Raw genomic sequence first — 20,730 nt, forward strand, 5'->3', positions numbered from 1 at the left:
GATGAGTCTTGCCTATGCTTATCCCGCCAGCCGCTTCGAGCCGGCGATTCTCGTCGATCTGAACCTCCGCTCGGAACGGCAGCGTTTGTCGAAGTCGGCTCTGCAGGGCTTCTTCAGGTTGGCCGAAGCCTGGAAGCTGCGTGACGACGATGCCCGTGAGTTGCTCGGTGGTCTATCGAGCAGTGCTTTCTACGAGTGGAAAAAGAACCCGGCGCGCTTGCTCGAAGTCGACCGCATCACCCGTATTTCCTACCTGATCGGCATCTACAAGGCCTTGCACATTCTTTACGGCGATCTGCTTGCCGACGAATGGCTGAGTCTGCCCAACCGAAACCGGATCTTTGCCGGCCGCACGCCTCTGGCTTATATGCTTGGCGGTGGCCTGTTGGCCATGCAGACCGTCCGCAAACTGCTCGAAGCGCGTCGTGGTGGAGTCTGATGCTGCCCACGCCGGCAGTCGTCCTTGTGCGCCAGCTCGACACCGTGCGGCTGATTCCGTCCCGCTTCGCCGACCGGGAGGACTCGGTGCTGAGCACCCTTGCAGAAAATACCGACCATCTGCGCGATCTCTTCGATCTGGACAACGCCACCAATGAGCGCTTGCTCGCCGAGCAGGGTGGTATGCCGGGAATAGGTGTTGATGAGCTGGTTTTCGGCGTGCCGAACTTCCGGATCATCAACGCCGCGTTCGCCTATCCGCGTCCCGAAGGCAGCCGCTTCAATGACGGTGATCGCGGCGCCTGGTATTGCGCTTTCGAGTTGGCAACGGCGATGGCCGAAATCATCTTCCACAAGACGGTCGAGTATCAGGAAATCGACCGTTTCTACGATAGCGTTTGCTATCAGGCGCTGCTGGCGGATTTCAGCGGCCAGTTCCATGAACTGCGCGATGCGGGTCATGGCGGGACATTTGTCGCCTGTCTCGACCCGAGCAGTTACCTGGTTTCTCAGCAATTGGCAGCGCAGCTGCTCGACGCCGGTTCGCTGGGCATCGTCTATCCGAGCGTCCGGCGCGCAGGGGGAAGCAACCTGGCGTGCTTCCGGCCAGCGCTGGTCGGTAATCTACGCCGTGGAGCCGCCTACCGATTGACCTGGAGTGGCTCGCCGCAGCCCGTCGTCGAGCCGATTTCCGCTGGCGCCTAGCGCTCTTTTGCTGCCGCGTGTCGGCTCTGCAGCCACGCCGAGAAGTCGGCGCCGAGTTCGGGGTGTGTTTCGCCGAGTACGACGCTGGCTTGCATCAGGCCCAACTTGCTGCCGCAGTCGTAACGTGTGCCGTGGTAGCGATAGGCGAGTACCTGTTCGGTGCTGAGCAGCGCGGCGATGCCATCGGTGAGCTGGATTTCGCCACCGGCGCCGCGTGGCTGTTGGCGAATCAGGTCAAAAATCGCCGGGGTCAGGACGTAGCGGCCGGCTACCGCCAGATTGGAAGGGGCGACGTTCGGTTGCGGCTTTTCTACCAGGCCGCTGATTCCGACCAGATCGGGCCCCTGTGGCTGGCCCTTGACGATTCCGTAGCGCTGCGTCTGGTTTCTCGGCACCTCCTGAACGGCCAGGATGCTGCACTGGTGCTCGGCGAACAGTTCGATCATTTGTTGCATGATCGGTGGGTCGCCAATCATCAGGTCGTCGGCGAGCAGGACGGCAAAGGGTTCGCCGCGCACCAGACGCTCGGCGCAGAGCACTGCATGGCCGAGACCCAGCGCGCGTGGTTGGCGCACGTAGACGCAGTCCATGTCGTCGGGCTTGATCGAGTGCACCAGCGCCATCAGCTCGTCCTTGCCGCCGCTGGCAAGTTCTGCTTCCAGCTCGTAGGCGGTGTCGAAGTGGTCTTCGATGGCCCGTTTGTTGCGGCCGGTGACGAAGATCATCTCGCGAATTCCGGCCGCGTAGGCCTCTTCCACCGCGTACTGGATCAGCGGCTTGTCAACGACGGCCAGCATTTCCTTGGGACTGGCCTTGGTGGCTGGCAGGAAGCGTGTGCCAAGGCCGGCGACCGGGAAGACTGCTTTTTGAACACGTAAGTCGTGGTTTTTGATATTCATCATGGTTTCCAGTTTGAATGGGTGGCGGCCTGTTCAGGCAATGCGCTCGGTGCTCCACGCCATGCCGCCGAGAACGGCCAGTGCCGAAACGATCATCAGCAGCGCGCAGATCGCGAAGTAGAGCCGTGGACGATCCTCGTGGTCGGCGATTGCCAGGATGTGCAGCGCCCCCCAGGTGACGGCCAGCCCAACGAGCAGGGGAATGCCGAGCACCTGCCATTCGATGCTGTTCAGCGACCACATGCGGCTCTCGTGCCAGGGCACGGCAAGAAAGACGCCAAATGTCCAGAACAAGGCGAGGCTGCCGCAGGCGACGAGGGCTGCGACGGCGCGGGTGATCCATTTTTCCATGCAAGTTCCTTGCTGACTATGCTGAATATTCTTACGATTCGTCGAGGTGGCAGCGGTCTTGACATTCCCGCGAGTGGCCAATTAGTGGTCAATAAATGAAGCGCTCGCGCAGCTCGTCGAGGTTCAGTTCGTGCAGGATCTGTTCGAGTCGCGTGGCGGCGTTGCCGCGCGCCTGGCCGGTATGCCTGGCGATGATCAACTCGTTCTTCAGTGAGTGTTCCCAGCCGACGAGTTCGGTCACCGTTAGCTGATAGCCACGCGCTTCGAGTTGCAGGCAACGCAGGGCGTTGGTCAGCTGGCTACCGAATTCGCGGGTGTGGATCGGATGGCGCCAGATCTCCGACAGCGCTGTCTTGGTGAAGGACTCGTTCTTCTTGCTGCGCAGCTGCGCGGCGATTTCCGCCTGACAGCAGGGGACGAGAACGATGAACTGCGCCTGCTTCTCGAACGCGAAGCGAATGGCATCGTCGGTGGCGGTGTCGCAGGCGTGCAGCGCGGTGACGATGTCGACTCGTTCGGGCAAGGCCGGCGAGTCGATAGCATTCTCGACGCACAGGTTGAGGAAGGACATGCGCGTGAAGCCGAGTCGTCGAGCCAGCTGGCGTGAGCGATCAACCAGTTCCGGACGCGCTTCGACGCCGTAGATGTGACCGTCGTCCCTGGCCTTGAAAAATAGATCGTAGAGGATGAAGCCGAGATAGGATTTGCCGGCGCCATGATCGGCCAGGGTCAGGCGGCTGTCGGTGGCGACGAGTTCGGAAAGCAGTGGCTCGATGAAGTGGAACAGGTGGTGGACCTGCTTGAGTTTGCGCCGGCTGTCCTGGTTGAGCTTGCCGTCGCGGGTCAGGAGGTGCAGTTCCTTGAGCAGTTCGATCGACTGCCCGGGCCTGATTTCGGGGATCGGCGGCACGTTTGTCCTGAGGCTTGATTGACGAGAGACGTGCATTCTAGCGCCTTCGACACGGCTGTGGATGTGGCGGAAGTGGCGGCGGGCGACAGCTGCAGCAAGCAGGGTGCCAGAAGGGGGTAGAAGGGTACTCGAAGCGCGGCAATAGTGGCCAAGCGGTGGGATAATGGCCGCTTCTTCACTCAGTCTTTGGATTTTCATGACCATCCAGTGGTTTCCCGGACACATGAACTCGGCACGCAAAAAAGCGGCCGAGACGATGGCGTCGATCGACGTGGTCATCGAGTTGCTTGACGCACGCATGCCTGAGGCGAGTACCAATCCGCTGGTCCGCGAACTTCGCCTGCAGCGTCAGCGCCCGTGCCTGAAGGTCCTCAACAAGGCTGATCTGGCTGACCCCGCCGCGACGCGGGCGTGGATCGATCACTACAATCGGCAGCAGGGTGTGCGCGCGGTCGCGCTGTCTTGCCGCAAGCCTGGCGACGCGACGCGCCTGCCGATGCTGTGCCAGACGCTGGCGCCGCACCGCAACGACAACGTCAAGCCGCTACGCATGCTGATCATGGGCGTTCCCAATGTTGGCAAGTCGACGCTGATGAATGTCCTGTTCAAGCGCAAAATTGCCAAGGTCGGCGACGAACCGGCGGTGACCCGCCAGCAGCAGACCTCACAGCTCGACGTTCGTCACACGATCACCGATATGCCGGGGCTGATGTGGGCCAGGATCGACCATCCGAGCGACGGTCTGATGCTCGCCGCCAGCAATGCCATCGGCCGCAATGCGATGATTGATGAAGAAGTGGCCGGCTTTCTTGCCGGCCTGTTGCTGGCGCGCTATCCGGCCCTGCTGGCGAGCCGCTACGGCTTGCCGGGCGCGGAGCTCGCGAAACTCGATGCGGTGGACGTCATCGAGCGGATTGCCATGCGGCGCGGCCTGCGTCTGCGCGGCGGCGACGCCGATCTCGATAAAGCAGCGAAAGTGCTGCTGCAGGACTATCGCGACGGCCTGCTGGGACGGATCAGTCTGGAGACGCCGGCAACGCGTCGACTGATGCTGGCCGGCGCAGCGACGCAGGAGGCTTCTCCGCAGGCGGCGGGGGATGAGTCGGGATGGCAACCCCAGGAAAGCGTGCCGGAGACGCAGTCCGACGACTAGCTTGGTCGGCGTGCTGAGCACTGGAGTTTCCGTTCATGCGCCGGTACAGCGAGGAAGCGCTCGAGAAGCACCGGAACGGCGTGCTCGGGGCCACAAGGCGACGCGCCGGGCTTGCAGGTGGCCCGGCATCTGGCGAACGGCGATTCCGCCAGGCGGCCACAGGGAGCTGGTCTCCCCTCCGAAAAGCGCGCCGCGGCTGACTGCCTCCGGTATGGACGATGCCGGCAGGAAATCACGCGTTGCGTCGCTCCTTACGGGTGCTTTTGGCCTTGTTTGTGCAGTCATTGATGGCATAATTACCGGGCAATGCCCATTTCTCTCAGCATGCTGTTCATAAGGCAGGTTTTATGTCCATGTCACTAGGCCGGGTAATCGCCGTTGTTTCGCAGAAAGGCGGTGCCGGGAAAACGACGGTTGCCATGCAGATGGGTGGCGGCTTTCATGCCCTTGGCGCTTCGGTCTTGCTGGTTGACCTCGACCCTCAGGAAAGCGCGTTTCGCTGGGCGGAGTCCGCGCCATTGCTGGACTCGGATCTGCAACTCGATGTCCGCAAGATGTCCGGGCTCGAGTTGATCAAGCACGTCGGCGAGTTGCAGCGGGAGGCCGATTACGTGGTCCTCGATACGCCGCCATCGATCTACCATCCCTCGACCCTGGCGGCATTGGCGGTGGCTCATCTGGCCGTCATTCCGGCCGTGCCCAGCCCGACTGATCTATGGTCGACGCTGGCCGTCGAGCGACTGATCCTGACACGCATGGAGCACAGCCATCGCCTGCACGGGTGCATTGTTCCGAACCGTGTGCAGAACACCGCACTGGCGACCGATGTGCTTGAATTGTTGCACGAATTTTCCTTGCCGATCCTCGATGCCATGCTTTGCCAGCGCAACGCCTATGCGCAAAGTGCGGTGATCGGTGCCTCTGTTTTTCAGCTGGGATCGGGTGCTGACGCCGCCCAGGGCGAAGTCCGCAAGCTAATCACCGCCGTTCTTAAACAATTGGAAGAAAACTAATGACGACATCCTCACGTCCGAGCAGCAACAAGACTGCTTTGCGGGCCAGCCTGAAGAAGGAAGACGATTCGCTGGCCGATCGCCTGGTGGGCACCGACGCTCCCACCGGCGCCACGAATCAGGCCGACACTACCGATCTCGATCTGCCCACCAGCGCCGCGGCCACTGCTTCGGCCACTCCCAGCGCTCCGGCGCGGCCGCCTGCTGTGAAGCGCCCTGTCACCGCCAGAAAAACGCCAGTGCAGGCGTCGGCGGTCGAGCCTGCCGCGGCGCCAGAGGCGCAGCCAGCTGGCGGCAGGAAAGGCGCCGCGACGGGTGCTGAGCCAAAGGCAAGGGCTGCCAAGCCCGTGGGAACGGTCGAGATGCTCGAAAAAGTGGCCAAGCAGAAAGGCGACAAGCTGGTCAGCTACTCGGTGAAGTTGTTGAAGAGTGAGGAAGCAGCGATCGACGCCTTGCGCGATGAGCTGTCCAGGGTTGCCGGTTGGGCGGCGACCAAGTCTGATATTCTGCGCGCTGGCGTGCAGGTCTTCGCGGAGCAGAAGTTGGAGCAAATGCAGGCCTTGCTCGGCTCGCTGGCCATCGCTGTGGATGCCAAGACGGCGAAAAAAGCCAAGAAGAAAGACAAGAAGAAAAAGAAGCGCTGACAGTCAGGCGTGGGTCTTGAAAAAGGCGGTGAGGCTCACCGCCTTTTTTGTGCGTGCTGTTGTCTGCGCCTGGGCGGCGGAGTGGCTGCGTGGTGGCCAGGCGGGTAGGTTTCATGAATGAGTGGCAGGACGATGATGGAACGTTTCGTAGTCGGGAAAGAGGAAAAGCGTCGGCGTTGGCTCAACGTTGGCTGGGGCTTGCTGTTCAGCGGGGCGATGGTCATCGCCATCACCGTCGGGCACGAACAGGATCCACAACGCTATAGCAGCTTTCTGTGGTGGTCGGTGGTCTGGATTTTCGGTGCGGCAAATCTTGGCAATTTATTGTTTTTGTTGCGTTATTTGCGTACTGTCGACGATCACTGTATTGAGTTGGCACCTGGCAAGTTGCGCTTTCTGAGTGCCGGGAACTGGTCGGAGCTGGAGTTCGAGCAGGTTTCTGCGTTGCGTTTGTTCCGCAGCCGCGGGAAACTGCGGCACATCCAGTTGCTGCTCAAGAATCGTCGGGGCATCCGCCTCGAGGGGTATCAGGATCTGGACCGTCTGGCCCAGTGTTTGCAGGACGCGCTGCCGGGCAAGCTGATGTCCTGAACGGTCGGCGGGTAAAACGCGGTCGTTGCAGCGCTGCAGGTCGGCCGGCAGTTCGCTGGTCGCTGGCTCTGAGCGGCTGTGGCCGTCTTGCAGCGCGGCCGGTGAGCCAGACGAGCTCGCGTCCACGGCCTGTCAATGATCTGTTCCGCATTCGGCGCTTCTGGTGGGCGATTCGACGGGCTGTCGGAAAGGTGCGAGATTCGTCCGCAAAAATCCTCTTTTCGCCCCGCCTCGCCGGCAAGTGGCGGCTCTTTCGCACGTTTCGTGCATGTCGCCATGCGGCGCCCGCCGAGTATGACACACCGCTCACTTCGCAGCTGCGTTGATGGCCGTCTTGCATGTCATCCGTGCCGCCGTACTGTGCGCTCGGCGCTTGTCTGTCGCTAAATCGCCCGACTTGCGTTTGATCAAAAAAAGTTGAAATTTCTGGTACTTGCGTCCGAAACGCCCCTTGACACCTGCCCTTTTTGAGGTATTTAGGACTACAATTTGCCCAGAGTTCAGAGTTCAGAGTTCAGAGTTCAGAGTTCAGAGTTCAGAGTTCAGAGTTCAGAGGCGCGGAGAGGCGCTTCACGGGGGGAGGGGTAACTGTTTTCGTGTGCGCCGAAAACCGAGCTGTGTAGTGTTTTTTTCGTCTTATTTTCACAACCACACCGGAGGACAAATGTTATCCACCAACCCGATTGCAGCTTTGTTCGGTAAGTCGCCGTTCAAGCCAATGCAGCAACACATGCGCATCGTCTGCGAGTGCGTGGCAGAAGTGCCTGGCCTGTTCAAAGCCGTAATTGCGCAGGACGCGGCGCAGGTCGAAGCGCAGAAAGACAAGATCTTCGTCAAGGAGGGTGAGGCAGACGCGCTGAAGAACGACCTTCGCGACCATTTGCCGAAGAGCATGCTGTTGGCGGTTGACCGGCGCGACCTGCTGGAACTGCTGGCGATGCAGGATTCGATTGCCGATACCGCTCAGGATATCGCTGGCCTGCTGGTCGAACGCAATATGGAAGTTCCGCCGGACATGGCCGAGCCGCTAATGCGCTTCGTGAACCGTTGCGTCGAGACCTGCGAGCAGGCGCACAAGGTCATCGAGGAACTGGACGAACTCCTGGAAACGGGTTTCCGCGGCCGTGACGTCGACCGGGTCAACGCGATGGTCCTCGAACTGGGCCAGATGGAAAGCGATACCGACCTGATGGGGATTGCGCTCAGCGCTGTTCTTTTCGCTCAGGAAGACAATATCAAACCGGTGTCGGTGATGTTCTGGTACCAGCTGATCCAGTGGGTTGGCAATCTCGCTGACAACGCCGAGAAGGTCGGTGACCGCCTCCGTCTGCTGATCGCTCGCTGACCATAGAAGGTCGAGCGCGTGCGCAAGCCACTCAGTCAGACCAGCCTTCCCGATGCGGGGATTCAGGGCGCGTGGTCAACTGGCAAACTCTACAGTTAAGGTTATTCAATGGAAATTATTGAGCAGCATCAGACTATCTTCTTAATCATGGCCTTCGGTTTCGGCCTCTACATGACCTGGGGTATCGGCGCCAACGACGTCGCCAACGCCATGGGCACCTCGGTCGGTTCCGGCGCCCTGACCGTCAAGCAGGCAATCATCATCGCCGCGATCATGGAGTTCGCCGGCGCCTATCTGGCCGGGGGCGGTGTCGCGTCGACGATTTCGAAGGGGATCATCGATGGCAAGGCCTTCGAGCCGGTGCCGGAATTGCTGGTCATGGGCATGTTGTCCGCGCTGCTGGCCGCTGGTATCTGGTTGATGTTGGCCACCATGCGTGGATGGCCGGTGTCCACCACGCATACCATCATCGGTGCCGTCGTCGGCGTTGGTGTCGCGGCAATTGGCACGGACGCCGTGCAATGGAGCAAACTCGGCGAGATCGTCGCCAGCTGGTTCGTTTCCCCGGTGCTCGGCGGCTTTTTCGCCTTGCTGCTGACGCTCAGCATCCGCAAGCTGATTCTCAACACCGAAGACCCGATCGGCCAGGCGCGCAAGTGGGGACCGTTCTATGCATTCCTGGTTGGCTGGCTGGTGTCGCTGGTGACCATCACCAAAGGCCTCAAGCACATCAAGATCAATCTCAGTGACGTCGAGGGGCAGATCCTCGCGGTGATCATCGGGGTTGTCCTGGCCGGCGTCGCCAGGTACATGATGAACCGCATCAAGACCGACGAACGTGCGGACAAGGACTTCCACTACGCCAGCGTCGAGAAACTGTTCATTCCGCTGATGGTGTTCACCGGCGCGGCCATGGCCTTTGCGCACGGGTCTAATGACGTTGCCAACGGCATCGGCCCGATGGCCGCCGTGATTCAGCTGATCGAGACCAAGGCGGTATCGGCGAAGTCAGCGGTGACGCCCTTCATGCTGTTCATCGGTGGTATCGGCATCGTCGTCGGTCTGGCGACTTACGGCTACAAGGTCATGGCCACCATCGGCAACAAGATTACCGAACTGACGCCGACTCGCGGTTACTGCGCGACCATCGCCGCTTCGTTCGTGGTCGTGCTGGCTTCGGGTCTTGGCTTGCCGGTGTCGACCACCCATATCGCGGTGGGTGCCGTGATGGGAGTGGGCCTGGCGCGTGGAATTGGCGCCCTCGACCTGCGCGTCATCGGCGGCATCATTCTCTCGTGGTTCATCACCGTGCCCGTCGGGGCGATCCTGGCGGCGCTCATTTTCTACGTCATGAGGGCCATTTTCGTCTAGCCTAACGACGAAACACTCCCGGCGGCGCTCCCTTCCTTTTGGGGCGCCGCCTGTTCGTTTTTCGTCCTGGATACTTGTCTCTTTCCACTCCTGATCCTTGCCTTTCGAGCGCTGATTGATGCCGGATCTGCCTATACAGCCCGTAGAGTCCTTGCAGCACTTCAAGGGAGTCGCTTTCCCCAGCGATGTCCGTTTTCGCCAGATCCTGGTGACCGGCCCTCCCGGCGCCGGCAAGAGCACCATGATCCGCCGTCTCGGCGGTTGGTCCGAGGAAGGCTACCTCGACATCAGCCGCAAGTACTGGTGGCGCTCCGAACTGCTTTCCATCCGGCCGCGCGAGATTCATCTGGGGCTGCCGATGCTCGGACTGGCCGACGCGGTGTCGGTCTACGATGCTGCGTTTCTCGACTGCGATCCCTTGCCGACGGTCGACCTGGCGCGCATCGCACTGCCGCCCCGGCAACTCTTCTTCCTCTCCGTCGACTGGTATCGACGCTATATTTTTGATTTTCTGCTGCCTCCGGCAGAGCTGGTTTTTCAGCGCCGCAGCGAACGCGCACGGCACAGTACGCATCCGGTAGACGCTCGGCTCAGCCTGCAGATCTGTACGGCACAGATCGAAGCCTTCCGCCAGGTGGCCGAGTACCTGCACCGCAAGGGCTTCAACGTCTACGTACGCGAGGCGCTGGAAAGCGCGCCGCAACGGTTTGTCGATCCCTCGGGAGTTCCCGCCGCGGCAAGTCCCAGGCGTCGACGCTTCACCTTGGCGAACCTGCTGGCCCGCCTGAAGGCAGCCTCGGCGCGATTGGGCTTCGGCGTCGGCCGTCACCTCCGCTTGCGCGGTGCCTATCGCCTGGGAGACAGCAAAGTCCGCGTGACGCTCGACGGTCTGCCCATCGAAATCACCCTGGGTCTGGATGACAAACGCCTTCGACTCTACCCCGAGACGCGCATCAACCACTTGGGCGAGGCGATCAAGGTCGGCAGTTTCGTCCTTGTCGACCCCGCCACCCACTTCCGCCAGATTGGTGGGTTTCTGCGTTTGAGCCCCAAGAACTGGCTGGTCCTCGGTTCCGACGACCGCATCCAGCAAGCAATCTTCGACTACCCGGAACCTGTTGATGGGCATCATCTGGCCTTGATCCACGGCCGCGACGGTTTGGTATTCCGCAACCTCAGCGACGCCGGTACGACCATCGCGCCGATCGTCGAGCAGCCGCAAGTGGTCCGCCTGAAGCGCTTGCGGCGGCTGCGCAAGCGTAGCCGGTTGCTGGACCAGGGTATCCCGATAGCGCCGATGCTCGACAAAGCCAGGGCGCTGCGCATGAACAGGTTGCAGCGCTTGCGCACGATCTTCGGCGGGCCGATCACCCTGGTGCCTCGGGACGAGGCGCTGGACCTCATCAATGAGGTCAATCGGCTGATGCACAACGAGGTCTATCGGGCCAGGGACGATAGAGGCTTGCCTGGCGGATTGCTCGTGCTGCCGCGCGGCTTGATTCCGATTGTGATCGCCGACATGCATGCGCAGATCGATAACCTGCTCACTGTCTTGACCCAGAACGCGTTCCTGGAAGCGCTGGAGGATGGAACTGGCGCCCTGGTGATTCTCGGCGATGCCGTGCATTGCGAGGTCGACGGTCAGCTGCGGGCGATGGAAAGCTCGATGATCCTGATGGACCTCATCTTTCGCCTCAAGCTGCGTTTTCCGGAGCAGGTGTTCTACGTCCGCGGCAACCATGATTCGTTTTCAGAGGAACTGGCCAAGGATGGGGTTCCGCAAGGCCTGCTGTGGGCCAGGGAGCTGAGCGAACTGCGCGGCGCGGTCTATCAAAGGGCCATGGGCGACTTTTACCGCCTGTTGCCCTACGTGGTCATGTCCCCGGATTTTTTCGCCTGCCATGCCGCTGCGCCAAAGAGCAAGGTCAGCAAAAGAATCCTGGTGCAGCTCTACCAGCGACCCGAACTCATCCTCGAACTGATCAACAACCGTTTGCAAAAGGCCAGTCGACCGCAAGGCTACAGCCGGCGCGATGTCAAGCGCTTCAGAAAAAACCTGAACCTTGACCGGGAGACTCCCTTCATCGTCGGCCACACGCCAATGGACCGTGAGGACACCCTGTGGCTGAATGTCGATGGTATTGACAATCACCATGTACTCTTCAGTGCCAACCCCCAACAGGTCGGCGTGTTCACCCTCGTCGGGGAGGTCATGGTGCCATTGACCTATCCGGTGGACGAATTGACCCCGATCCTGAACGCCATGGCATTCAGGAAGGCCGCCGAAACGACCGAGGCCAATGAGGCCAACGATGCCAACGATGCCAAGGTCGCGCCTGACGGCTCAGATCAGGAAGCAGCAGTAAAGCCGCAAGCCGTTGCCAAACGATGGCGGCGCGGTACCTAGTGTAGCGTTGCATTCTTGATGAGACTTTCGGCAAGCATCTCCCACCCTCCGTCATTGCGAGGAGGCGAAGCCGACGCGGCAATCCAGAGGTTTTGCTTTTTGCGTGCTCACGATGTCAATGCGACGGAAAATAGTGAGAGGTTGGAACTGGATTGCCACGTCGGCTGCGCCTCCTCGCAATGACGTTGGGGCTGCTGGTAGCGCCGCATTCACCATTCACCATTCACCATTCACGACGAGGCTTTCAGCAAGCCTGACAGGGGCGAGAAGCCCACGCGGTAGCCAGAATTTATAGGTTCCAGGCTGCGTGCAACACTACACTGCTAGTCAGTGGTGTAGAGCCGCCTCTCTGGCTGGCCATGCGTGCCGCGAAGGGCTAAGGCGATTTCTGTCAAATGCCTGGCATCTTGCTTGTCTTTTCGCCCGTCTTCCGTGTTGCGACAAGCGTTACATAGTTCGACTATGCGCCTGTTGTCGCGCCTTGAAGTCGACCGAAAATCCGGCGCAATCTGGTACGTTCTTTTCCGGCAATCGCCTAATCGTTTGTCAACTACCCGTCCGGGCCCACAGAATCAGCGGAGTCAAACTTGGAACATCGCCTTGCCGAGCTGGAAGTACGGCTAAACCTTACCGAAGAGCTGGTCGAGGCGCTGAACCTGACTGTCTATCGACAGCAGCAGCAGATCGATCTCTTGCAGCAGCAGTTGCGCCACCTTTACCGGCAAATACAGGAGGCTCCGCCTGCTGTCGAGAAGCGCGGTGCGGACCAGGAAATCCCGCCGCACTACTGATTGAAAGCTGCTCTTCCGGCTTGCCAGCAGGTGTCCGAGGCTTGCCTGTCCCGTTTTTTGAGGGCCGAGAAGGCCTTGCCAGAACTTGCTGCTGCCGTTCTATCCCTACCCGAGCGCTGCTGTGCCCGTGAGATGGCCGGTTTCTTGTTGATTCGTGTCAACCGCACTTCGACGCAAGCGTTATGCGCTGCATGGACAGGAAGCAAGAACGAACCTTCTACAGGAGAGAGAACAAAATGGGCAGCGTAAGCAACGAGTCTTTTGACCAGTTCCTGGATTCACTGAAAGAGGCTGGGGTTGAAATCAGCAACGAGCGTGAGTTGCGTGAGCGCCTCGCAGAAGCCCAGCGCTGGCGTTTCGCGTTCGCTACGCTGGCTGCCAATGGCCGCCAATTGGGGATTCGCTTTCAGGACGCCAGCAGCAGCGGCGTCAACGACGCCGACATCCACAACGCCTTCGCCCGCTTCGAGTTCCCGGCAAATCTGGAAACCTCCTTTGCCGCCAGCCTTCGGGCAGAGCACTAGCCGCCCGTTCTTGCCACGCTCAAGCCCGTGCTGGCCGTCTACCGAGCGCTGAGCAAGGCTGGTGTGAGGACGAAAGAAAGACCCGCTTCGGCGGACTTTTTTTTTCTTGGCGGCTATTCGCACAGCCGACACTGAGAGGCTGCGCAAGCAGCCCTGAAACATGAACGCTGCCGCCCCGTATTTCCAAGGCCCGGCGGTGCGTCGCAAGAAAAAACCTTCGCGCAAGGGGGGGCTAAACCGCCGCGCGGACTTCTGGCAGGATAGGTGGAGCGTAATCAATCGGCGCTGCAGCCGGAGGTTTTGCGATGCTTGCAACGAGTGCGGGGGAATGGGTGCACTGTGGTCGCGTGTTCAGCGCTACGCAGATTGCCGAGCTCTGCGCGACGGTCGCGTGGCTGCCGGGATTGGCACGCAAGGAGTTGGCAGCGACGGTTTGCGAACACCTGGTGTGGTCCCCCTGACGGGGACGGCGAAGATCAGCGCCTGCCTGGAGTTCCTGGCCGGTTTGCAGGCGGCCGGGCTCACCTCACCTCGGCACAGGCTGGATTTGATGCTGATTTCCCATACCGTCACGGCACTGCCCCGATCGCGCTGGCGGGAGCGAGGATCGCTTCGCCGGGATGATCGGTGCTGGCCCACGAGGCGACGTGGGTGTCGAGCAGCCGCCTCAAGATTCGGGCACCTGCAGAAATAGCCGAGCCACCTCGTCATTACTGGTTTTCGATGTTCTCTGGAACGTCGCAAGCCCCCTTGGCGACGCCGATGCGTCGCTCGGGCGGTTGCTCGGCGATCGGAACCCGGTGCGCAGCCGGCCGGCCGTTCCTGGCAATGGCCATCTCGTGTTCCTTCCCCTGTTCTATCGCTTCCACCAGGCGCCCGCCTAGGCTCACGATATCGCCCCCGATTTCTGCCACTCGATCAGCCTGCCAGACGGCTGGTCGATTGCGGTCTATTCCCGAATGCGGAGATCGCCAGCGAGGGCTCCTGATGTGTCGATGGCATTCACTCAGGGTCGAAGTCTGCGATGTCGATTTTCACCCACCGGATTCCCGCGCGCGGTATCGTGACCTTCCTGCGCAGAACAGGTGACAAGGCACAGCCATGGAAAACCAGACCTCAGCCAACGACGACTACGACACCCCGTGGAAAGACGCGATCACGCGCTACTTCCCCGAGTTCATGGCCTTCTACTTCCCGTCGGCGCACGCCGAGATCGACTGGCAGCAAGCGCACGTCTTCCTCGACCAGGAGCTCGCCCAGATCGTCCAGGACGCCGAACTCGGCAAACGCCTGGTGGACCGTCTGGTGCAGGTGGCGACGCGGGACGGAGGCGAACAATGGGTCTACATCCACGTCGAAGTCCAGGGCCAGCGCGACGCCAATTTTCCCGAGCGCCTGTTCACCTATAATTACCGCCTCTATGATCGCTATCGTCGCCCGGTCGCCAGTCTCGCGGTGCTCGCGGACGAAGGCGAAGACTGGAAACCCACCCACTTCGGCTACCAGCTATTTGGCTGTGAAGTCGGCATCCGCTTCCCGACGGTCAAGATTCTTGACTACGCCGACCAGGCCGAAGCCCTCCTGGCTGATCCCAACCCCTTCGCCCTGGTCACCGCGGCGCACCTGTTCACCCGCCAGACAAAAGGTGACCCCGAGCAACGCTATGCGGCAAAATGGCGCTTGGCCAAGCTACTCTACGAACGGAAGTGGGACAAACAGCGCATCATTGACCTGTTCAGCGTCATCGACTGGTTGATGCGCCTGCCGACTGAACTGGAAAAGCGGCTGATGCACGAGGTCTACACATTGGAAAGGAAGGTCACCATGCCCTACGTTACCTCTGCCGAACGCTTCGGCATCGAAAAAGGATTGTTGCAAGGTCGGCAGGAAGGCCGGCAGGAAGGTCGGCAGGAAGGTCGGCAGGAAGGTCGGCAGGAAGGTCGGCAGGAAGGTCGGCAGGAAGGGGAGTCTGCCCTCCTGCAGAGCCAACTCGCCCGACGCTTCGGCACTTTGCCGGATGCCGTCCGCGCCCGACTGGCCGGCGCCACAGTTGAGCAGCTCGAAAGCTGGGCGCTCAGGATTTTTGACGCCAAATCGCTGGACGAAGTCTTCGATCGGGACTGAGCGGCGAATTCCTGCCACATTGCCGGGCTTGGCGCACGGGCAAGGGCACTGGCCAATGGTAATGGCCCTCGCGATGGCGGTGACGCAGCGGGGTGATTGCAGTTGGCGTCGCCACTACAAACATAGCGTTTCCCAGCCCCCTTCGCCGTCATTGCGAGGAGGCGAAGCCGACGCGGCAATCCAGGGGTTTGGCTTTTCGCGTTGTCAAGAGGCCAATGCGGCGGCAAATAGTGAGAGGATGGAACTGGATTGCCGCGTCGGCTGCGCCTCCTCGCAATGACCAACTTGCCACGTCACAGCGCCTCCTCGCAATGACCAACGTCGTCGCCCTGGTCACCGCGGCGCACCTGTTCAACCGCCAGACAAAAGGTGACCCCGAGCAACGCTATGCGGCAAAATGGCGCTTGGCCAAGCTGCTCTACGAACGGAAGTGGGACAAACAGCGCATCGTTGACCTATTCAGCGTCATCGACTGGCTGATGCGCCTGCCGACCGAACTGGAAAAGCGGCTGATGCACGAGGTCTACACATTGGAAAGGAAGGTCACCATGCCCTACGTTACCTCTGCCGAACGCTTCGGCATCGAAAAAGGATTGTTGCAAGGTCGGCAGGAAGGTCGGCAGGAAGGTCGGCAGGAAGGTCGGCAGGAAGGGGAGTCTGCCCTCCTGCAGAGCCAACTCGCCCGACGCTTCGGCACTTTGCCGGATGCCGTCCGCGCCCGACTGGCCGGCGCCACAGTTGAGCAGCTCGAAAGCTGGGCGCTCAAGATTCTTGACGCCAAATCGCTGGACGAAGTCTTCGATCGGGACTGAGCGGCAAATTCCTGCCACATTGCCGGGCTTGGCGCACGGGCACGGGCACTGGCCAATGGCCAATGGCCAATGCCAATGGCCCTCGCGATGGCGGTGACGCAGCGGGGTGATTGCAGCTGGCGTCGCCACTACGAACGTCGTAGCGTTCCCCAGCTCCCTTCGCCGTCATTGCGAGGAGGCGCAGCCGACGTGGCAATCCAGAGGTTTGGCTTTTCGCGTCGTCAATAGGCCAATGCGGCGGCAAATAGTGAGAGGATGGAACTGGATTGCCGCGTCGGCTGCGCCTCCTCGCAATGACGTACGTGCCGGCTGATGTGGCGCCGCATTCCCCGCATTCCCCGCATTCCCTGCATTTCCCTTATTCGCCATTCCCGACGAGGCGCTTAGCAAGCCTGGCAGTGGCGCGAAACCCCTCGCCGTGGCCGGGATTCATAAGTCCCTACTGCGTGCAAGCCTACCCCGGGTACCCCTTCCTTGGACGGCCGCGTCGCGACGCCCGCGGCTGTGCCGATGAGGGCGTGAAGTCGCCGCCAGATCAGACGCAAACAACCGCGTCCCCGTAGCGAGCGACCCTGCTGTCGTGAGTGAGCAGGCGCATGCCTTCGCTCAGCGCTTGCGCCACCAGCAGCCGGTCAAAGGGGTCCTGGTGGTGCCCGGGAAGCTCCTCCACTGCCGCTGCATGTTCCGGCTCGACGGCAAGCAGTCGGTATCCCGCCTGGCGAAAGTGCTCCAGAGCACGCTTTCCGGAAACCGGCATGTCACCTCGGCCCAGACTCGATTTGATGCTGATTTCCCATACCGTCACGGCGCTGACCCAGATCGTGCTGGCGGGAGCGAGGATCAATTCTCTGGCTTTCGCCGACAAGCCTGGATGATCGGTGATGGCCCACAAGGCGACGTGGGTGTCGAGCAGCAGCCTCAAGATCCGTGCCGCCCCAGAAACAAACGAGCGACGTCTTCATTGCTGCCGTCGATGCTATCGGGAACCTCGAAAGCCCCCTTGGCGACCGCCGATGCGTCGCTCGGGCGCTTGCTCCGCGATCGGCACCAGGCGTGCAGCGGGCCGGCCGTTCCGGGCAATGACGATCTCGCGTTCCTTCCCCTGTTCGATCGCTTCCACCAGGCGTGACAAGTTGGACTTCGCCTCGAGCATATTCACGGTTTGCATCGTCGCCTCCAATGTACGATTCGGTTAGTCTGGTCTGGCCAGAGTGCTATCTTACTCCGGCTGACGACGGGAGACCTGCTCGCATGCGTGCCACTGACTGTGCCGGCCAGGCGCAGTTGCGCGAGCACGGGGACAGCAAAGCCCGTCGCAAGCTCGCCAGCTCTCGCCACCCGCCGGCCCTTGAGCAACTCCCCGCCGCCCCCGCCGCCCCCGCCGTCATTGCGAGGAGGCGCAGCCGACGCGGCAATCCAGTTCCATCGCTGGGAGCGCCAGCGCATCCTCGACCTCTTTGCCGTGCTCGACTGGATGATGCGCCTGCCGGAAGGCCTGGAAGATAAGCTGTGGCAAGATATCGAACAAATTGAAGGAGAGCGCAAAATGCCCTACGTCACCAGCGTCGAACGCCGTGCCACCGAACGCGGCATCCAGCAAGGCATCCAGCAAGGCATCCAGCAAGGCGAAGAAAAGGTGCTCGAACGGCTACTTACCCGCCGCTTCGGCCCCCTCAGCGAAGCTACCCGGCAGCGGCTCAGGAGCGCCACGCTGGAACAGCTTGAACGCTGGACCGACAACATCCTGGATGCCGCCACCCTGGAAAACGTCTTCAAAGACTGATCATTTTCTTGTGCAATGGGTAACCCCCGCTCGTCCTCGCGGCGATGTAAGAGCACGACTCATCGGGCGATGACGAGCTATCGTGTTGTCGAAGCGCCCGCGATCAGCCAGCCGCCTATCGTCCGATAAATCGGGCTCCTGCATGTTGGCAGGCGCGCTGCCGAACGCCGAGCACCACCGCCGGCGCCCACCCAAGGTGCGGATCTTTCCCGGCAACGCACCATCACCCGATCACGCGCACTGAGATAGATGTCACGGCGCATCCCAACGCCTCCGCTCGTGACTACCCACAAGCTGACAGTCAGTATCCAGATCCAAACAAAGCCCCTCCACTGCAGCCCGACGAAATCTACAACCTCGCCGCGCAAAGTCACGTTGCCGTAGTGTGTAGTGCTGCATTCCTGATGCGACTGTCCGCCAGCAGCTCCGCCCACCGTCATTGCGAGGAGGCGCAGCCGACGCGGCAATCCAGAGGTTTGGCTTTTCGCGTTGTCAAGAACCCGATGCGGCGGGAAATAGTGAGAGGATTGAACGGGATTGCCATGTCGGCTGCGCCTCTTCGCAATGGCATGCGAACTGGTGTGGCGCCGAATTCCCCATTCCCCATTCCCGACGAGTCGATTTTCACCCACCGGCTTCCCGCGCGCGGTATCGTGATCTTCCTGCGCGGAACAGGTGACAAGGCACAGCCATGGAAAACCAGACTTCAGCCAACGACGACTACGACACCCCGTGGAAAGACGCGATCACGCGCTACTTCCCCGAGTTTCATGGCCTTCTACTTCCCGTCGGCGCACGCCGAGATCGACTGGCAGCAAGCGCACGTCTTCCTCGACCAGGAACTCGCCCAGATCGTCCAGGACGCCGAACTCGGCAAACGCCTGGTGGACCGCCTGGTGCAGGTGGCGACGCGGGACGGAGGCGAACAATGGGTCTACATCCACGTCGAAGTCCAGGGCCAGCGCGACGCCAATTTTCCCGAACGCCTGTTCACCTATAATTACCGCCTCTATGATCGCTATCGTCGCCCGGTCGCCAGTCTCGCGGTGCTCGCGGACGAAGGCGAAGACTGGAAACCCACCCACTTCGGCTACCAGCTATTTGGCTGTGAAGTCGGCATCCGCTTCCCGACGGTCAAGATTCTCGACTACGCCGACCCAGGCCGAAGCCCTCCTGACTGATCCCAACCCCTTCGCCCTGGTCACCGCGGCGCACCTTTCACCCGCCAGACAAAAGGTGACCCGAGCAACGCTATGCGGCAAAATGGCGCTGGCCAAGCTACTCTACGAACGAAGTGGGACAAACAGCGCATCATTGACCTGTTCAGCGTCATCGACTGGTTGATGCGCCTGCCCGACTGAACTGGAAAAGCGGCTGATGCACGAGGTCTACACATTGGAAAGGAAGGTCACCATGCCCTACGTTACCTCTGCCGAACGCTTCGGCATCGAAAAAGGATTGTTGCAAGGTCGGCAGGAAGGTCGGCAGGAAGGGAGGGCTACCCTCTGCAGAGCCTGCTCGCCCGACGCTTCGGCACTTTGCCGGATGCCGTCCGCGCTCGACTGGCCGGCGCCACAGTTGAGCAGCTCGAAAGCTGGGCGCTCAAGATTCTTGACGCCAAATCGCTGGACGAAGTCTTCGATCGGGACTGAGTGGCAAATTCCTGCCACATGCCGGGCTTGGCGCACGGGCAAGGGCACTGGCCAATGGCCCTCGCGATGGCGGTGACGCAGCGGGGTGATTGCAGCTGGCGTCGCCACTACGAACGCCGTAGCGTTCCCCAGCTCCCTTCGCCGTCATTGCGAGGAGGCGAAGCCGACGTGGCAATCCAGAGGTTTGGCTTTTCGCGTCGTCAATAGGCCAATGCGGCGGCAAATAGTGAGAGGATGGAACTGGATTGCCGCGTCGGCTGCGCCTCCTCGCAATGACCAACTTGCCACGTTGGCTGCGCCTCCTCGCAATGACCAACGTCGTCGCCCTGGTCACCGCGGCGCACCTGTTCGCCCGCCAGAAAAATGGTGACCCGGACCAACGCTAGGCCGCCAAATGACGCTTGGCCAAGCTACTCTACGAACGGAAGTGGGACAAACAGCGCATCATTGACCTGTTCAGCGTCATCGACTGGTTGATGCGCCTGCCGACCGAACTGGAAAAGCGGCTGATGCACGAGGTCTACACATTGGAAAGAAAGGTCACCATGCCCTACGTTACCTCTGCCGAACGCTTCGGCATCGAAAAAGGATTGTTGCAAGGTCGGCAGGAAGGTCGGCAGGAAGGTCGGCAGGAAGGTCGGCAGGAAGGCCGGCAGGAAGGCCGGCAGGAAGGGGAGGCTACCCTCTTGCAGAGCCTGCTCGCCCGACGCTTCGGCACTTTGCCGGATGCCGTCCGCGATCGACTGGCCGGCGCCACAGTTGAGCAGCTCGAAAGCTGGGCGCTCAAGATTCTTGACGCCAAATCGCTGGACGAAGTCTTCGATCGGGACTGAGCGGCAAATTCCTGCCACATTGACGGGCTGGCGCACGGGCACGGGCACTGGCCAATGGCCAATGGCCAATGCCAATGGCCCTCGCGATGGTGGTGACGCAGTGGGGTGATTGCAGTTGGCGTCGCCACTACGAACGTCGTAGCGTTCCCCAGCTCCCTTCGCCGTCATTGCGAGGAGGCGAAGCCGACGCGGCAATCCAGAGGTTTGGCTTTTCGCGTCGTCAATAGGCCAATGCGGCGGCAACTAGTGAGAGGATGGAACTGGATTGCCGCGTCGGCCTGCGCCTCCTCGCAATGACGTACGTGCCGCGTCGGATGCGCTCATCGCAATGACGTACGGCCGCGTCGGCCGCCTCCTCGCAATGAACCAACTGCCGCGGGCGGC

23 protein-coding genes and 2 pseudogenes are annotated in these 20,730 nt (G+C 61.2%); 19 read left to right on the forward strand and 6 right to left on the reverse strand.

Annotated features, from left to right (window positions below; all coding sequences use genetic code 11):
* Nucleotide 1: 1 nt before the first annotated feature.
* Both QZ648_RS15720 and QZ648_RS15725 read left to right on the forward strand, forming a co-directional pair.
* Complete coding sequence (locus tag QZ648_RS15720) at nt 2-439, forward strand: antitoxin Xre/MbcA/ParS toxin-binding domain-containing protein (RefSeq protein ID WP_169067464.1); 438 nt, start codon at nt 2-4, stop codon at nt 437-439.
* Nucleotides 439-1,143 carry an RES family NAD+ phosphorylase gene (locus tag QZ648_RS15725; RefSeq protein ID WP_291997619.1) on the forward strand — a complete coding sequence of 235 codons (705 nt, stop codon included), beginning with the start codon at nt 439-441 and terminating at the stop codon, nt 1,141-1,143. The genes QZ648_RS15720 and QZ648_RS15725 overlap by 1 nt, the downstream gene beginning before the upstream one ends.
* Here the strand turns inward: QZ648_RS15725 and galU are convergent.
* The 3 genes from galU to QZ648_RS15740 all read right to left on the reverse strand — a co-directional run bounded on the left by galU (nt 1,140) and on the right by QZ648_RS15740 (nt 3,303).
* On the reverse strand, nt 1,140-2,042 hold the full coding sequence (gene galU / locus QZ648_RS15730) for a UTP--glucose-1-phosphate uridylyltransferase GalU (RefSeq protein WP_169067465.1): 903 nt from the start codon (nt 2,040-2,042) through the stop codon (nt 1,140-1,142). The two genes, QZ648_RS15725 and galU, sit on opposite strands and share 4 nt — an antisense overlap.
* A gap of 33 nt (nt 2,043-2,075) precedes the next feature.
* Nucleotides 2,076-2,393, reverse strand: a complete 318-nt coding sequence (locus tag QZ648_RS15735; protein ID WP_169067466.1) for a hypothetical protein — start codon at nt 2,391-2,393, stop codon at nt 2,076-2,078.
* Between the two features lie 88 nt (nt 2,394-2,481).
* Nucleotides 2,482-3,303, reverse strand: coding sequence for an SAM-dependent methyltransferase (locus tag QZ648_RS15740; protein ID WP_169067467.1), 822 nt, complete (start codon nt 3,301-3,303; stop codon nt 2,482-2,484).
* 196 nt (nt 3,304-3,499) lie between these two features.
* Between QZ648_RS15740 and ylqF the strand changes: the two genes are divergently transcribed.
* The 10 genes from ylqF (at nt 3,500) to QZ648_RS15790 (ending at nt 13,603) form a co-directional block, all read left to right on the forward strand.
* Nucleotides 3,500-4,456: a ribosome biogenesis GTPase YlqF gene (gene ylqF, locus QZ648_RS15745; protein ID WP_169067468.1), complete on the forward strand. Its 957-nt coding sequence runs from the start codon at nt 3,500-3,502 to the stop codon at nt 4,454-4,456.
* A 347-nt stretch (nt 4,457-4,803) separates the two neighbouring features.
* A complete protein-coding gene (locus tag QZ648_RS15750; RefSeq protein ID WP_336511706.1) occupies nt 4,804-5,469 on the forward strand; it encodes an AAA family ATPase in 666 nt (221 codons plus the stop codon).
* Nucleotides 5,469-6,113 carry a hypothetical protein gene (locus tag QZ648_RS15755; RefSeq protein WP_291997620.1) on the forward strand — a complete coding sequence of 215 codons (645 nt, stop codon included), beginning with the start codon at nt 5,469-5,471 and terminating at the stop codon, nt 6,111-6,113. The genes QZ648_RS15750 and QZ648_RS15755 overlap by 1 nt, the downstream gene beginning before the upstream one ends.
* Nucleotides 6,114-6,329: 216 nt before the next feature.
* A complete protein-coding gene (locus tag QZ648_RS15760) occupies nt 6,330-6,704 on the forward strand; it encodes a hypothetical protein (RefSeq protein WP_291997621.1) in 375 nt (124 codons plus the stop codon).
* A 664-nt stretch (nt 6,705-7,368) separates the two neighbouring features.
* On the forward strand, nt 7,369-8,049 hold the full coding sequence (locus QZ648_RS15765) for a TIGR00153 family protein (protein WP_291997622.1): 681 nt from the start codon (nt 7,369-7,371) through the stop codon (nt 8,047-8,049).
* Between the two features lie 108 nt (nt 8,050-8,157).
* Nucleotides 8,158-9,420, forward strand: a complete 1,263-nt coding sequence (locus QZ648_RS15770; RefSeq protein WP_291997623.1) for an inorganic phosphate transporter — start codon at nt 8,158-8,160, stop codon at nt 9,418-9,420.
* 118 nt (nt 9,421-9,538) lie between these two features.
* Nucleotides 9,539-11,827 carry a metallophosphoesterase gene (locus tag QZ648_RS15775; RefSeq protein WP_291997624.1) on the forward strand — a complete coding sequence of 763 codons (2,289 nt, stop codon included), beginning with the start codon at nt 9,539-9,541 and terminating at the stop codon, nt 11,825-11,827.
* Nucleotides 11,828-12,414: 587 nt separating this feature from the next.
* Nucleotides 12,415-12,618, forward strand: a complete 204-nt coding sequence (locus tag QZ648_RS15780; protein WP_169067475.1) for a SlyX family protein — start codon at nt 12,415-12,417, stop codon at nt 12,616-12,618.
* Nucleotides 12,619-12,854: 236 nt separating this feature from the next.
* Entirely contained in the window at nt 12,855-13,142 is a 288-nt protein-coding gene (locus QZ648_RS15785; RefSeq protein WP_169067476.1) for a hypothetical protein, read from the forward strand.
* A gap of 305 nt (nt 13,143-13,447) precedes the next feature.
* On the forward strand, nt 13,448-13,603 hold the full coding sequence (locus QZ648_RS15790) for a hypothetical protein (protein ID WP_291997625.1): 156 nt from the start codon (nt 13,448-13,450) through the stop codon (nt 13,601-13,603).
* 206 nt (nt 13,604-13,809) lie between these two features.
* Here the strand turns inward: QZ648_RS15790 and QZ648_RS15795 are convergent.
* Nucleotides 13,810-14,056 (reverse strand): annotated as a pseudogene (locus QZ648_RS15795) (prevent-host-death protein).
* A 187-nt stretch (nt 14,057-14,243) separates the two neighbouring features.
* Here QZ648_RS15795 and QZ648_RS15800 point away from each other — a divergent pair.
* Together QZ648_RS15800 and QZ648_RS15805 are read left to right on the forward strand one after the other, a co-directional pair.
* Entirely contained in the window at nt 14,244-15,266 is a 1,023-nt protein-coding gene (locus QZ648_RS15800; RefSeq protein ID WP_291997626.1) for a DUF4351 domain-containing protein, read from the forward strand.
* Between the two features lie 311 nt (nt 15,267-15,577).
* Nucleotides 15,578-16,078, forward strand: coding sequence for a DUF4351 domain-containing protein (locus tag QZ648_RS15805; protein WP_291997627.1), 501 nt, complete (start codon nt 15,578-15,580; stop codon nt 16,076-16,078).
* Between the two features lie 535 nt (nt 16,079-16,613).
* Here QZ648_RS15805 and QZ648_RS15810 read toward each other — a convergent pair.
* Together QZ648_RS15810 and QZ648_RS15815 are read right to left on the reverse strand one after the other, a co-directional pair.
* Nucleotides 16,614-17,000 (reverse strand): type II toxin-antitoxin system VapC family toxin, encoded by a 387-nt coding sequence (locus QZ648_RS15810; protein ID WP_291997628.1) that lies wholly within the window; start codon nt 16,998-17,000, stop codon nt 16,614-16,616.
* Nucleotides 16,997-17,246: pseudogene (locus QZ648_RS15815) on the reverse strand (type II toxin-antitoxin system prevent-host-death family antitoxin). The gene QZ648_RS15810 and the pseudogene QZ648_RS15815 overlap by 4 nt, the downstream one beginning before the upstream one ends.
* 294 nt (nt 17,247-17,540) lie before the next feature.
* Here QZ648_RS15815 and QZ648_RS15820 point away from each other — a divergent pair.
* The 5 genes from QZ648_RS15820 to QZ648_RS15835 all read left to right on the forward strand — a co-directional run bounded on the left by QZ648_RS15820 (nt 17,541) and on the right by QZ648_RS15835 (nt 20,346).
* Nucleotides 17,541-17,861 (forward strand): DUF4351 domain-containing protein, encoded by a 321-nt coding sequence (locus QZ648_RS15820; protein ID WP_291997629.1) that lies wholly within the window; start codon nt 17,541-17,543, stop codon nt 17,859-17,861.
* 770 nt (nt 17,862-18,631) lie between these two features.
* Complete coding sequence (locus tag QZ648_RS25060; protein ID WP_366144165.1) at nt 18,632-19,042, forward strand: hypothetical protein; 411 nt, start codon at nt 18,632-18,634, stop codon at nt 19,040-19,042.
* Between the two features lie 357 nt (nt 19,043-19,399).
* On the forward strand, nt 19,400-19,513 hold the full coding sequence (locus tag QZ648_RS25065; protein WP_366144167.1) for a hypothetical protein: 114 nt from the start codon (nt 19,400-19,402) through the stop codon (nt 19,511-19,513).
* Between the two features lie 245 nt (nt 19,514-19,758).
* Nucleotides 19,759-19,899: a hypothetical protein gene (locus tag QZ648_RS15830; RefSeq protein ID WP_291997630.1), complete on the forward strand. Its 141-nt coding sequence runs from the start codon at nt 19,759-19,761 to the stop codon at nt 19,897-19,899.
* A gap of 15 nt (nt 19,900-19,914) precedes the next feature.
* A complete protein-coding gene (locus QZ648_RS15835; protein ID WP_291997631.1) occupies nt 19,915-20,346 on the forward strand; it encodes a DUF4351 domain-containing protein in 432 nt (143 codons plus the stop codon).
* Nucleotides 20,347-20,730 lie beyond the last annotated feature (384 nt).

This window comes from Candidatus Accumulibacter sp. ACC012, assembly GCF_907163155.1.
In the GTDB taxonomy this organism is placed as follows: domain Bacteria; phylum Pseudomonadota; class Gammaproteobacteria; order Burkholderiales; family Rhodocyclaceae; genus Accumulibacter; species Accumulibacter delftensis.